Annotated in this window: 5 protein-coding genes; 4 read left to right on the plus strand and 1 reads right to left on the minus strand. The window is 37.9% G+C overall.

The window, feature by feature from the left end; genetic code table 11:
* Positions 1-1,672: 1,672 nt before the first annotated feature.
* Entirely contained in the window at positions 1,673-3,364 is a 1,692-nt protein-coding gene (locus F6K54_RS01105; protein ID WP_293073275.1) for a transglutaminase family protein, read from the minus strand.
* A 1,537-nt stretch (positions 3,365-4,901) separates the two neighbouring features.
* Between F6K54_RS01105 and F6K54_RS01110 the strand changes: the two genes are divergently transcribed.
* The 4 genes from F6K54_RS01110 (at position 4,902) to F6K54_RS01125 (ending at position 12,313) form a co-directional block, all read left to right on the plus strand.
* Positions 4,902-6,983 carry a ShlB/FhaC/HecB family hemolysin secretion/activation protein gene (locus F6K54_RS01110; protein ID WP_293073277.1) on the plus strand — a complete coding sequence of 694 codons (2,082 nt, stop codon included), beginning with the start codon at positions 4,902-4,904 and terminating at the stop codon, positions 6,981-6,983.
* 929 nt (positions 6,984-7,912) lie between these two features.
* The gene (bchL, locus tag F6K54_RS01115) at positions 7,913-8,779 is read left to right on the plus strand and encodes a ferredoxin:protochlorophyllide reductase (ATP-dependent) iron-sulfur ATP-binding protein (protein WP_293073279.1); all 867 of its coding nucleotides are present in this window, start codon (positions 7,913-7,915) and stop codon (positions 8,777-8,779) included.
* A gap of 39 nt (positions 8,780-8,818) precedes the next feature.
* Complete coding sequence (locus F6K54_RS01120; RefSeq protein WP_293073281.1) at positions 8,819-10,216, plus strand: DUF5331 domain-containing protein; 1,398 nt, start codon at positions 8,819-8,821, stop codon at positions 10,214-10,216.
* A gap of 699 nt (positions 10,217-10,915) precedes the next feature.
* A complete protein-coding gene (locus F6K54_RS01125) occupies positions 10,916-12,313 on the plus strand; it encodes a ferredoxin:protochlorophyllide reductase (ATP-dependent) subunit N (protein WP_293073282.1) in 1,398 nt (465 codons plus the stop codon).
* The last annotated feature ends 561 nt before the right edge of the window (positions 12,314-12,874 follow it).

The raw sequence follows: 12,874 nt of genomic DNA on the forward strand, positions 1-12,874 counted from the left end.
CAGCAAGGAGTGTTGAATTTTTTGTACTATCTCTCCCCACATCTTCTCTCTTCCCTCTTACCTCCTGTCTCCAGTATAGCTGTCTCCTGACTCAAGGCTAAAAAAGCTTGATATTTATGAAGATACGCTTAGGGGTTCTATACTAATTTGATAAATGTTTGTTACAAATGGTAGGGACGTTGCATGCAACGTCCCTACTAAAGAAGGAATAGGGAAGAAGAAAGAAGGGGTAAATATTGAAAAAAAGGGAAAAAAGATAGATATAACTATCTCAAATGAACTGGAGCAGCTATTTTTAAATATATCCGATAAATATCTACCTTTTTGTAGCATTCTTTTTTCACGCTTGGTATTAGGATTGCTATATACAACTAGCAGATAAAATGTCACAAAAAAAGGCGATAATTAAATTATCGCCATGATTAAAAATAGAAGTAGAGAAAAAAATGTCTTCAACGGTTTTTTTTATCCCTTTGTTGACGTCTACGATCGCGCCACTCAGCAGCCGTTAAATATACCACTCCTCCAGTTACGATTAACATTAGTCCTGATGCTATTATCACCATAATATTTATGACTGTTAATTCCACAACTCCTCCTCAAATTTTAGATTTTTTATTTTATAGCAGGGAACAGGCAACAGGCAACAGGCAATAGTGAGAAAAATATTTCCTTGTCTAAGGTTTCTTAAAAGAGGGAATAGCAAACAGGGAGGATTAACGAACTCAGAAGTCATATCATGTCCGGTTGAATAGTTAGACTTTGGCGGAAGGAAGGCAGGAGGCATCCCCCCTACCCCCCTTTGAAAGGGGGGGAGGCAGAAGGTTTTCTCAAGAGTGTCACCTTAATTTTATACACAAACGATGTTACCGGACATGATATCAGAAGTCAGAAGTCAGAAGTTAACCCACCCCTAACCTTTCCCAACCCACCCCTAACCCCTCCGGTGGAGGGGAGGGGAAGTAGGGGATTTGAGCAACTCTCCAAAAATATTGCGCCTTAAAAGGCGGGGTTGCGCGACCCATGTTATTTTGATAATTGATTTTATTTTTAATTTTTACCCAATAATTAGGGCTTGCTGATTAAATCTCAAAGCATTGACTGATATTGGTTGTAGCATTTTTTCATCTAAAAAAGTGCGCCTGTTTTCAGTGGCAAGAGCTGCAAAAAGCTAGTATTTTGGGAGGATTATGGCAGACAAATCAAGGGACAATTTTTCCGACTACCTCCTCTATAATTCCCATTTCTCCTGTCTCCTGTCTTCCCCTCCTGGGAGGGGCGAGGGGTGGGTTGTCTCTTACCCTCACCCATAAGACTTTTTCAGCAAACCCTAATTAAGGTTTAAAGCCTCTCCTTTTTAATTAGGGCTTGCTGATTAACTATCAAAGTATTCACATATAAAAGTTTCAGCCTTATTAGGTTGAAAAAAAGTACCATATTTTCGGCTAAGAAGGCTCAAAAAGTTAGTATTTGTGTAAGAGTTGGGCAGAAAAATTAAGGGACAAAACGCCCGCTCCTACCTCCTCGCTCATTCCCTATTCTTCCTGTCTCCTGTCTCCTCCCCCCACTAAAAGACTTTTGAGCGCAAACCCTAATTAGGGCTTGCTGATTAAATCTCAAAGCATTGACTGAGATCAGCAAACCCTAATTATTAATTATTAATTATTAATTATTAATTATTCAGTAGCTCTTCTAAAATGGTAAACCTGACATGATTAATTGCCAAATTACCAATAGAAACTTTTTCCTTATTAACAGGTATCCCCTTATTCTTTAGAGTTTCAAACTTAATTCCTTTACCAATTTCCACATGATACCAAGCCAAACCCATAAAAAACCTTAACGGATAAGGTCCTCCTTCTTGTAAATCATCAGGGTTTGATTCCATAGGCACCCAACCAAAACCAGGTAGATAAAATTCTAACCACACATGATTAAATTCTGGCTCCAAAGGTACACCTTTTCTATCAGCAAAAACCGGACATTTATAGCGACCCACTGTACGACAAGCAATACCATTTAATCGCGCCAAAGCTAACAGTAACCCCACATATTCTCCACAAGAACCAACACCTCTTTCTAACACAATATCTGGAGTATCAATCTTAGCTGTTACTCCATAAGAAAGGCGATCATAGACATAATTCCGAATATTCAGCAGTTGACGTAATATATTTTTTTCTTGTAAAACAGCATCTTTTGCGGCTCGGATAACTATCTCTCTATCCATCGCCAAATTATCATTATCTACCAGATATTTTTCCTGAAAACCTTCTGGCAATTCCGGAATATTTTCTACATTAAAAGGTTGAATTTGATACTTAATTGCCCTTACTTCTAATAAAGCCTTCCAACCAAATATACGCCTTTCACTTTGACGCAATGGCTTAAACCTAAAAACAGCAACTTTTTCACCATTTTGAATTTCTTCAGTAAAAGGTATTCCTATAGGAGAAATTTCCCTAACTTTTTGGCGATGAGTTTCTGAAGGTAAAGCAATACGCCATTCTAAATCTTCTAAAAAAACTTCATCTAATGGCTCTAATTCTTCAACATAAGACATCTCTATTAAAAAACTATTAGAAACAGCATATCTTTCCTCTTCATTGTAATAAAAATAAAGAGGATGTATAAAAGAGCGATCGCGCTTACTCAGCTCATACTGTCTTTCTGAATTTGGGTCATCCCTAATATAAAGTTCATCACTAGCATAAGCAACATAAAGCTGTCTTTCCCCAGTATTTATATCCACATAAAATGCTAATCCCGTAGGATTTTCAAAAGGAGTCAGTACGCTAAACTTAACTTGACCAGTTGCCCTTTCTAGACAATAAACAGTTTGCTCCTCGCGGTCACAAAGCCACAACTCTTCATTTTGTACTGTAATATTTTCAAAACCTATTCCTGGAGCATAAAACCCAGTAATTTTTTGTCTAGTATTTTTGTCTAATACAAAAATCCTACCTAGTTTTTGACAAGTGACATAAACTGTTGATTCCCAAACAGCAATTCCATCAGCAGCATAAGGTAAAGTGAAAAAATGTTGCCATTTCAGACGTCCCTCCGATGAATTACCAATTGCATTAGAACAGAAATAAACTTTATTTTCCCTTGTCAACCAAAGAGTATCTTTCCAAAGCGCGATACCTGTAACATCAATAAATTCATTAGTTTGAAAGGGGTTGATAACTGTTGTATTATCTGTTTTTGGGTCAATTTTTAGCAGAAAACCACGATTTTTGTCAATGGCATAGAGAGTCTCTCTAGAAAAAGCAATACTATGTAGTGAGGCAACTCCAATTGGTCTAATAGTCCTTGGCCCAGAAGATTGTTTTTGCATACTTTTAGGTAATTCAAAATTCATGTTAGATTCAGAATAAATACTTTAGCAGTAGGTTTTTGAGCATTAATTTACTAAGCTTTTGAGTATTTAAACGATAGAACTACTTTGTCAAAGAAAACCCTTAACACAGAACATAAAATCTAAATGCGTCTTAGCTTACTATATAATTATTGATAAAATTAAATTGTTTTTACTAATGCTTCAGAAAAAACTTATATTGTAAGCATTCAGCCGTCAGTCATCAGCTATCAGCTATCAGCTATTGCTTTTAGTTGACGATAAAAGCCTTATTAATTGTCTTACTACAAAAGTTGTTTACCTTGACCTTAAAGTCAGTTGTTAATTTAAACACTGTTCTTAAACAGAAAGTATTGTTGCTGTTTGCGCAGCATTCCGCAGGAAAAGCTGACAGCTAATAGCTGTTTGCGCAGCATTCCGCAGGAAATGCTTACCTTATATTTTGTCGAATAAATACCCGATTAAATATATTAGGACTTACGCAGATACGCTATATATAGTACTCATAACTATTGTCCAATAGTTACTGGACTCTATATACAGTGTCTTTGCGTAAGTCCTGATATGTAGAAAAAATTAATACTGTTACTTGATTAGACGCATTTTATAGCAATCCTAAATTATTTGCGATAATTTATTAGGACTTACGCAGATACGCTATATATAGTACTCATAACTATTGTCCAATAGTTACTGGACTCTATACACAGTGTCTTTGCGTAAGTCCTGTTTATATTGCTTCGGCGTTTTTCATTCCCTGTTCCCTCAAATCTACGATATTTCAAAATTCAAATAAGATTGCTATATATCTAAATAGGGCTTGCTGAAAAAGTCTTATGGGTAAGGATAGGAGACAGGAGACAACCCACCCCTCGCCCCTCCCAGGAGGGGGAGACAGGAGAAATGGGAATTATAGAGGAGGTAGGAGGAAGAATCATCCCTTGATTATTCTGCGCAACTATGCGCCTAAAATGCTAATTTTTTGAACCATTACGACCTAAAAGCTTGGACTTTTTTTAACTAAAAAATGCGCTCTAGCTCTATATCTCAATGCTTTTAGATTTAATCAGCAAACCCTAAATAAATAATTTGGTTTTTGGCTGTTATTAGACCGCTCTATAAACCAGAATTCACATTTTTTTGGTAAATATAGCGTGTAAGCATTCAGCTAGAGCGCAACAATACTCTCTCCTTAAGGACAGTGTTTAAATTAAAATAGACTTTAAGGGCAAGGAAGGCAACTTTTGTAGTAAAACAATTAATAAAGCTTTTATCCTAAACTAAAAGAAATAGCTGAAATCCGCAGTTCCTCCTCCGGAGGCTAGCTGAAGTCCGCAGTTCCTCCGGAGGAGGCTGGCTGACGGCTGTTTGCGCAGCATGACCTAGGAAATGCTTACTATAAAACTACACATGAAGGTGTTTGACATTTCTCAACCCTATTCGCGGAGCATTTCCGCACCGAAAACCTCTTAACATTTTACTATTCCCTATTCCCTAGGGCGTAGCGCTATAAAATTAAACCTAGACTATAACTATTGCAATGTTTCAATCCCTCGCATTAATTCCTACTACATTTATAATTATTTGCCTATTAGCTAATCAAGCTGTATCCAAAACTGCAGATGTAGATAAATTATGGGATAAAACTTCAGTAAAAACAAAAAAAATCCATTGTTTATCATGCAAAAACTTTAAACTAATATCAAAATCAACTCCAAAACTAATTTATAAATATCGAAATAAAAACCTTAAACGAAAAACTTTAAGCTCTCAATTACTCAAAAACCAAGGACTAAAATTAATAGCAAACTCCAAAACTTCTCCTCAACAAAAAAACATTACACAAATACAACATCAAATTCAAAACCTATCCCATACTCCGCAAAAACTCACTCACCCTCAAATTATTAATACCTTAACTTCAACACAACCAATTTATGCCCAAAATACTCCAACAAATCAAGAAATACGACAAAATTTACCAGATAACCCCCGACCAGATCCAAATCGCGATCGCTTCCTCCAACCCCTTCCCCAACCAACTCAACCAGAACAGCCAAAAGAAGAAGAACTACAAAAAACACCACCACCCCAACCTCTGCCAGATGAACCTACTCAAAAAATTCCCGTGCAGAGAATTTTAGTATCAGGAAGTACAATCTTAACCCCAGAAGAAATAAATTCCCTAACTGGGCCGTTAGAAGGACGTTTAGTCACCCTATTAGAACTTCGGCAAATAGCAGATAAAATTACCGAAATTTATCTAGAACGTGGCTATATTACCTCAAGAGCGATTTTACCACCCCAAACTATCACCGAGGGCGTAGTCAGAATTCAAGTTATAGAAGGAATTTTGGGAGAAGTCCAAATAGAAGGTACAAAAAGATTACATAAATCTTATATTGAAAATCGGGTACTACTTGGAGCAGGCCAACCATTGGACACTGCTAAACTAGAAAATCAACTACGATTACTTCGGGGTAATCCTTTATTTGAAAATATTGAAGCTAGTTTGCGAGCCAGCGAAAATCCAGGAGAGAGCATTTTAATTGTTCGTGTCACAGAAGCAAACCCTTTTGAATTTAGCATAAATACTGATAACTACTCACCTCCCACAGTCGGCTCTGAAAGAGTAGGTTCGACTTTACTACATCGCAACTTGACAGGGCGGGGTGATTTTTTTGTGGCATCCTATAACACCACCAGGCTTTTTCGCGATGAATCAGATGTTTTTGACTTTATCTACAATTTGCCCATCAACTCTATGAATGGCACTTTACAGTTTAGAGCAGCACCCAACAGTAATAGAATTGGTCAAGATTTTGAAGGTATAGAGATTAGTGGCACAACGGACGTATATGAGTTTAGTTACCGTCAGCCTTTTCTACGAACTCCTAGAGAAGAGTTAGCTTTTTCTGTAGGCTTGAGCTATCAGCGTACAGAGACTTTTTTTGACGATGAACTTTTGGATGACCCTAACACTCCAGAAGAAGAAGGTGTTAACAGCACTACTGTGATTAGGCTAGGACAAGACTACATTCGTCGAGATCCTCAAGGAGCTTGGGCTTTGCGATCGCAATTTAATATTGGCACTAATTTATTTGACGCTACACAGAGAGAAGATCCTCAACCCGATGGAAATTTCTTCAGTTGGCTAGGCCAAGTGCAAAGGGTGCAGAGATTAAGTGCTAATCATTTATTGATTGTCCAGGGAGATTTACAACTATCCTCAATTGCTCTATTGCCATATCAACAATTTATTATTGGCGGTGGTTTGTCGTTACGGGGCTATCGCCAGAATATACGTTCTGGGGATAATGGTTTTAGGTTTTCTATTGAAGACCGAATTACGGTCTATCGGGATGAGTCTGGTTTACCATCGATACAACTTACTCCTTTTATTGATATTGGAGCTGTTTGGAATGATGGTAGTAATCCTAATAATGAATTTTTACCAGACCAAAGATTTTTAGCAGGGGCAGGCATAGGCTTGATTTGGCAACCACTGCCACAGGTTGATTTGCGTTTGGACTATGGTATCCCCTTAGTAGACTTGGACGATCGTGGTAATAATGCTCAAGATTCTGGTTTTTATTTCAGTGTAATTTTCCGGCCACTCTAGGGAGTGAGGGAGTGGGGGAGTGAGGGAGTGGGGGAGTGAGGGAGTAGGGGAGTGGGGGAGTGGGGGAGTGGGGTAGTAGTAATATAAAATCCTGGGCGTTGCATAAATGCAGGATGATTTTAATAGTTTTATAGTTTTGTGGAATGGGCATCTTGCCCGTTCCTGATATTTTCCCCAATGCTCCTAAAGAAATTTATTTGGACTAATCAAATTTTTTGTTATAAAAATTAACCTTGGGGAATTGTGTTCCTAAATAATTGAATTTACTATTGGGCGATCGCCTCATTATCAGAGCAAACCAGAGAACCCTTCTATCCTAAAAGTCTCCGAATGCCTTGATTTGAGCCATAAAATTTGTCTTGATATTATTCAATACCTATTTTTTTTAATATTGTTACTTTTTATATTAAATAAAATACAAAAATAATTTATTAGCTGATAAATTTCGCTTAAAAGCAATTAATGAAAGTAAAAAATTCAATTTAAAAAATATTAAATCTAAATACTTCTGTTTACAGCACCTGATAAATCTTGCCCCTCTTTATTTTTGTAGTGAAGTTAGACAATAATTCTTTTCATAAGCCCAAATATTAAATAAAGGGTTAAACGAGGTGGGTATCATCTTACTTGCAAACCAACTGTTGCCCGTAGGTTGTTAAATTCTGGCAGTTTGCGCATAAGTTATAGCAATACGGAAATAGGTTAGGCCAATTACAAACACTCAAACGAGCGTCAGGGATTACTTCTAACTTCTGACTTCTGACTTGCGCATAGCGCTATTGGTCAGCTTTTCAATATCCACAAAGGAAACAAAAAAGCTGACTGCTAACTGCAATCAAAGACAAACTGAAAAATAGACAAAACTTGAGCTTAGTATAAAAAATTCTTAAGCCTCATCTAACATTAAAAAATTATCTAGGAGAAAAAAAGTGAAGCTCTCAGTATATGGAAAAGGTGGCATCGGCAAATCTACAACAAGCTGCAACATCTCAGTAGCCTTAGCCAAACGTGGTAAAAAAGTTCTACAAATTGGTTGCGATCCAAAACACGACAGTACATTTACCCTCACAGGATTTCTCATCCCCACAATTATCGACACCCTACAAGAAAAGGACTACCATTACGAAGATATCTGGCCAGAAGATGTCATTTATAAAGGTTATGGTGGTGTAGACTGTGTAGAAGCAGGTGGCCCACCCGCCGGAGCAGGTTGTGGTGGCTACGTTGTCGGTGAAACAGTCAAACTACTCAAAGAATTAAATGCCTTTGACGAATACGACGTAATCTTATTTGACGTACTCGGTGACGTAGTCTGTGGTGGTTTTGCAGCTCCACTAAACTATTCAGACTACTGCATGATTGTCACAGATAATGGCTTCGATGCCCTCTTTGCAGCTAATCGCATTGCCGCCTCTGTCCGTGAAAAAGCTCGTACCCATCCTCTACGTTTAGCTGGCCTAATAGGTAATCGTACATCCAAGCGCGATTTAATTAATAAATATGTAGAAGCTGTACCAATGCCAGTACTAGAAGTCCTACCACTAATTGAAGATATTCGAGTTTCTCGCGTCAAAGGCAAAACATTATTTGAAATGGCCGAAAACGATCCTTCACTGCAATACGTTTGTAACTATTACCTGAACATTGCCGACCAAATTTTGGCATTGCCAGAAGGAGTAGTGCCCAACGAATCTCTCGATCGCGATTTATTCTCCTTACTATCTGATTTCTACTTAAATCCCAGTAAGCCTGAAGTTATGTCAGAGGATGAGAAGCTTGACCTGATGATGGTTTAATAGATTTAGCTCTTCTCAGGATAAGGAATTATAGAAGTCATGGTTTTCTTTGAACAATTATCAACGTCCCTCAAACAAAAATGGCTGCACTACTACCAAAAAAATCGCCCATGGTTGGTACTGCACATGACAGATGAAAATACAGTCCAGACTCCTGATGGAGGAAGGAGACCTGTGTCATACCTTATCTTGGGAATTCTCAATGCCCTGGAACCAGAGTTAGAGGCATTAATGTTGCCTTTCTCCAAACTCAAGGCAGATGCAGATAGTTTAATAGAAGTTTTAGGGTTAAATTTTGACCCAGACATTGCCATAGGTAAAAAACCAGATTCTTCCACAAACAAATCAACATCATTGTCTGACGATCCTCAAGAGTCACCAGGATCTTATTCCCCAATTATGCCAGACCAGAATGAAGATTCTAATAATTGGGGGAGTGCTGCAGTAGTAGGTGGAGCTGCCGCAGTCGGTGGAGCTGCTGCACTAGCTTCAGGATTGGATATGGACTCTGATGATTTGCTTGATGATGACCAGAGTGAGTTAGATATAGGGCCAGAAGCGGATGAGTTGGATATGGGACTGGATTCTGATTCAGAAGCAGATGATGGTTTGGACTTGGGAATGGAGGCAGAAGCGGATGAGTTGGATATGGGACTGGATTCTGATTCAGAAGCAGATGATGGTTTGGACTTGGGAATGGAGGCAGAAGCGGATGAGTTGGATATGGGACTGGATTCTGATTCAGAAGCAGATGATGGTTTGGACTTGGATATGGAGTCAGAAGCGGATGAGTTGGATATGGGACTGGATTCTGATTCAGAAGCAGATGATGGTTTGGACTTGGATATGGAGTCAGAAGCGGATGAGTTGGATATGGGACTGGATTCTGATTCAGAAGCAGATGATGGTTTGGACTTGGATATGGGGTCAGAAGCGGATGAGTTGGATATGGGACTGGATTCTGATTCAGAAGCAGATGATGGTTTGGACTTGGATATGGAGTCAGAAGCGGATGATTTGGATATGGGACTGGATTCTGAGTCAGAAGCAGATGATGATTTGGACTTGGAACTGGATTCTGACCCAGAAGCAGCAGATGACCTGGTTAGTATGGACCTCAGCGATATAGGTGGAGATAGTTCTGACAATCTCGATCTTGGAGAAGATAGCTCTGACTTTATCGCAGAAGATATTCCCGATCCCTTTGAAGATACATCGGCAAAGTTGGATGAGTCTGGACTGGATGAGCTAGGTGATATGGATCTTAACGACTTAGGAGATGATAATCAATTTGATGATTTGTCTTCTGATGATTTAGGAGATTTGGATCTCGATTTGGATGGAGATGACCTAGATTTGGATGAGGCAGATCTAGATTCTTTAGCAGGAGATAAAAAGTCTTCTAATGATGACGATCTTGAAGGTTTGTTGGGTTAAACAATAGGAAAATTGACATTGACTGGTTTGTTTTGTCGGGGGAAGGCAGAGGGCAGAAGGCAGAAGGCAAAAGGCTTTTGTTGTCTGCCCTCTGCTGCGACCAAAGGGAGCAAGGGTTTAATCCCATTGAACTTTCGTTCAGTGGCTCCGAGTCTTGAGGGGTCTGGATCTTCTTCTGACCAAAAAATAAGGTCTCAAGCCTACCCTTGGCTGCGCCGCGAGCTACGGCTCTACAAGGGGATGAAAAAAAATAAAGTTCAATATTTCAAGCCTCTGACTTGAGGCAGAGGTACTGATAACTGATAACTGATAACTGATAACTGAAATGACTTGCCGCTTCTGCCCTCTGTCATCTGCCTTCTGCTTTTTTCAATTGCTATGTTTTGATTTTTAGCAGATATAAAAATTACATCAACTATTGATTTTTATGCCTGTGCTGGTTGAAATGGTATTAGCATCAAGCAGAGTCTCTTTTACTTAAAAAAAACACAGTTTACAAAAGATGTAATTTGTCAATGCTATTTCAATACATAGCGATTAGTAATCAGTTATTTGCTGAACTTAAAACTATTACCTGTAATCTTATAGAACTTTCTCCCTATCTCACACTTTTTTGTAGTGCTATAAAGGTTGACTTTTTACTAGCATGAGTATTGATTTTTCCCAAAAAAAATTATTGATAAATAGGAGTATTTTTTTATGACTAATACTGTTGCACCTGAAGCTTTAACTTTTGAATGTGAAACTGGTAATTATCATACTTTTTGTCCGATTAGTTGTGTAGCTTGGCTTTATCAAAAAATTGAAGATAGTTTCTTCTTAGTAATTGGTACTAAAACTTGTGGTTATTTCTTGCAAAATGCCATGGGAGTAATGATTTTTGCTGAACCTCGTTACGCCATGGCTGAGTTGGAAGAAGGTGATATTTCAGCTAAGTTAAATGACTATGATGAATTGAAACGTTTATGTTTACAAATTAAGCGCGACCGGAACCCTAGTGTGATAGTTTGGATTGGCACTTGTACCACTGAAATTATTAAAATGGATTTGGAAGGTTTGGCTCCTAAATTAGAGTCAGAAATTGGTATTCCGATTGTGGTTGCTCGTGCTAATGGTTTGGATTATGCTTTTACTCAAGGGGAAGATACTGTCTTAGCAGCTATGGCAGCTCGTTGTCCTAATCAAGCTCCTGAAGTGGAAAAAGAAGAAAGAAATGGGATACAAAAACTATTAAGTTTTGGCAAGAAAAAAGAGGAGGTTGCTGCGGAAGAATCGGAGTATGTTGAGCATCCACCTTTAGTTTTATTTGGCTCTTTACCAGACCCAGTTGTAACTCAATTGACTTTGGAATTGAAGAAGCAAGGAATTAAAGTTTCTGGTTGGTTGCCTGCTAAACGTTACACAGAATTACCAGTAATTGAAGAGGGATATTATGTTTCAGGTTTAAATCCTTTCTTGAGTCGTACTGCTACTACTTTAATGCGTCGTCGTAAGTGTAAGTTAATTGGTGCGCCATTCCCCATAGGACCGGATGGAAGTAGGGCTTGGATTGAGAAGATTTGTTCTGTTTTTGGTATTGAACCCAAAGGTTTAGCAGAAAGAGAAAAGCAAATTTGGGAGAATTTGGAAGACTATATTCAGTTAATTCGTGGTAAGTCTGTTTTCTTTATGGGTGATAATTTGCTGGAGATTTCTTTGGCTCGTTTTTTGATTCGTTGTGGCATGACTTGCTCGGAAATTGGTATTCCTTATATGGATAAAAGATATCAAAAGGCTGAGTTGGAAATGTTGGAAAAAACTTGTAACGAAATGGGTGCGTCTTTGCCTAAAATTATTGAGAAACCTGATAATTATAATCAGATTCAAAGGATTTATGAATTGAAGCCAGATTTGGTAATTACCGGTATGGCTCATGCTAATCCTTTAGAGGCAAGAGGGATTAATACTAAGTGGTCTGTTGAGTTTACTTTTGCTCAAATTCATGGGTTTACAAATGCTCGTGATATTTTGGAGTTAGTAACTCGTCCGTTGCGTCGAAATCATGCTTTGAAGGATTTAGGTTGGGATAAGTTGGTAAAGGAAGAAGCTAATGTTTAATTGACAGATTTTTTGGCAGAAAAAATTCCTAAATTGTAGATTTTATTTGCCAAAATAGTAGGGTGGGTTTGACTCACTCTACTAATTCTTTTCCCATGAGGAGGAGTTGGAGACAATTCTCATTTTATTCACAGATTTTGTCACAGAAAAAATTATGATAATTTGGGAAAAAATTAGCACTTATTCAGAAAAATAATTGTCGCTCGTTTGGTGAATTTACTAATTTTCTGAGACTGGCAACTGAGGAGATAATTTTTCAACTCCAGTAATTTTGATTGAGGGGAATTAGAAGGGGTAATTCTCATTTCATCTATAAATTTTGTAACAGATAATTTGGGAAAAAATTAGCACTTATTCAGAAAAATAATTGTCGCTCGTTTGGTGAATTTACTAATTTTCTGAGACTGGCAACTGAGGAGATAATTTTTCAACTACAGTAATCTTGATTGAGGGGAGTTAAAAGGGGTAATTCTCATTTCATCTATAAATTTTGTCACAGATAATTTGGGCAACAATTAGCACTTATTCAGAAAAATAATTGTCGCTCGTTTGGTGAATTTA

Origin of the sequence: Okeania sp. SIO3B5, assembly GCF_010692555.1 — a bacterium.
Lineage (GTDB): Bacteria > Cyanobacteriota > Cyanobacteriia > Cyanobacteriales > Microcoleaceae > Okeania.

Excerpts from the sequence above, each read along its gene's own strand:
- F6K54_RS01105 (WP_293073275.1), bottom strand. The coding sequence starts at position 3,364 with ATGAATTTTGAATTACCTAAAAGTATGCAAAAACAATCTTCTGGGCCA.
- F6K54_RS01110 (WP_293073277.1), top strand. The coding sequence starts at position 4,902 with ATGTTTCAATCCCTCGCATTAATTCCTACTACATTTATAATTATTTGC.
- F6K54_RS01120 (WP_293073281.1), top strand. The coding sequence starts at position 8,819 with ATGGTTTTCTTTGAACAATTATCAACGTCCCTCAAACAAAAATGGCTG.
- F6K54_RS01125 (WP_293073282.1), top strand. The coding sequence starts at position 10,916 with ATGACTAATACTGTTGCACCTGAAGCTTTAACTTTTGAATGTGAAACT.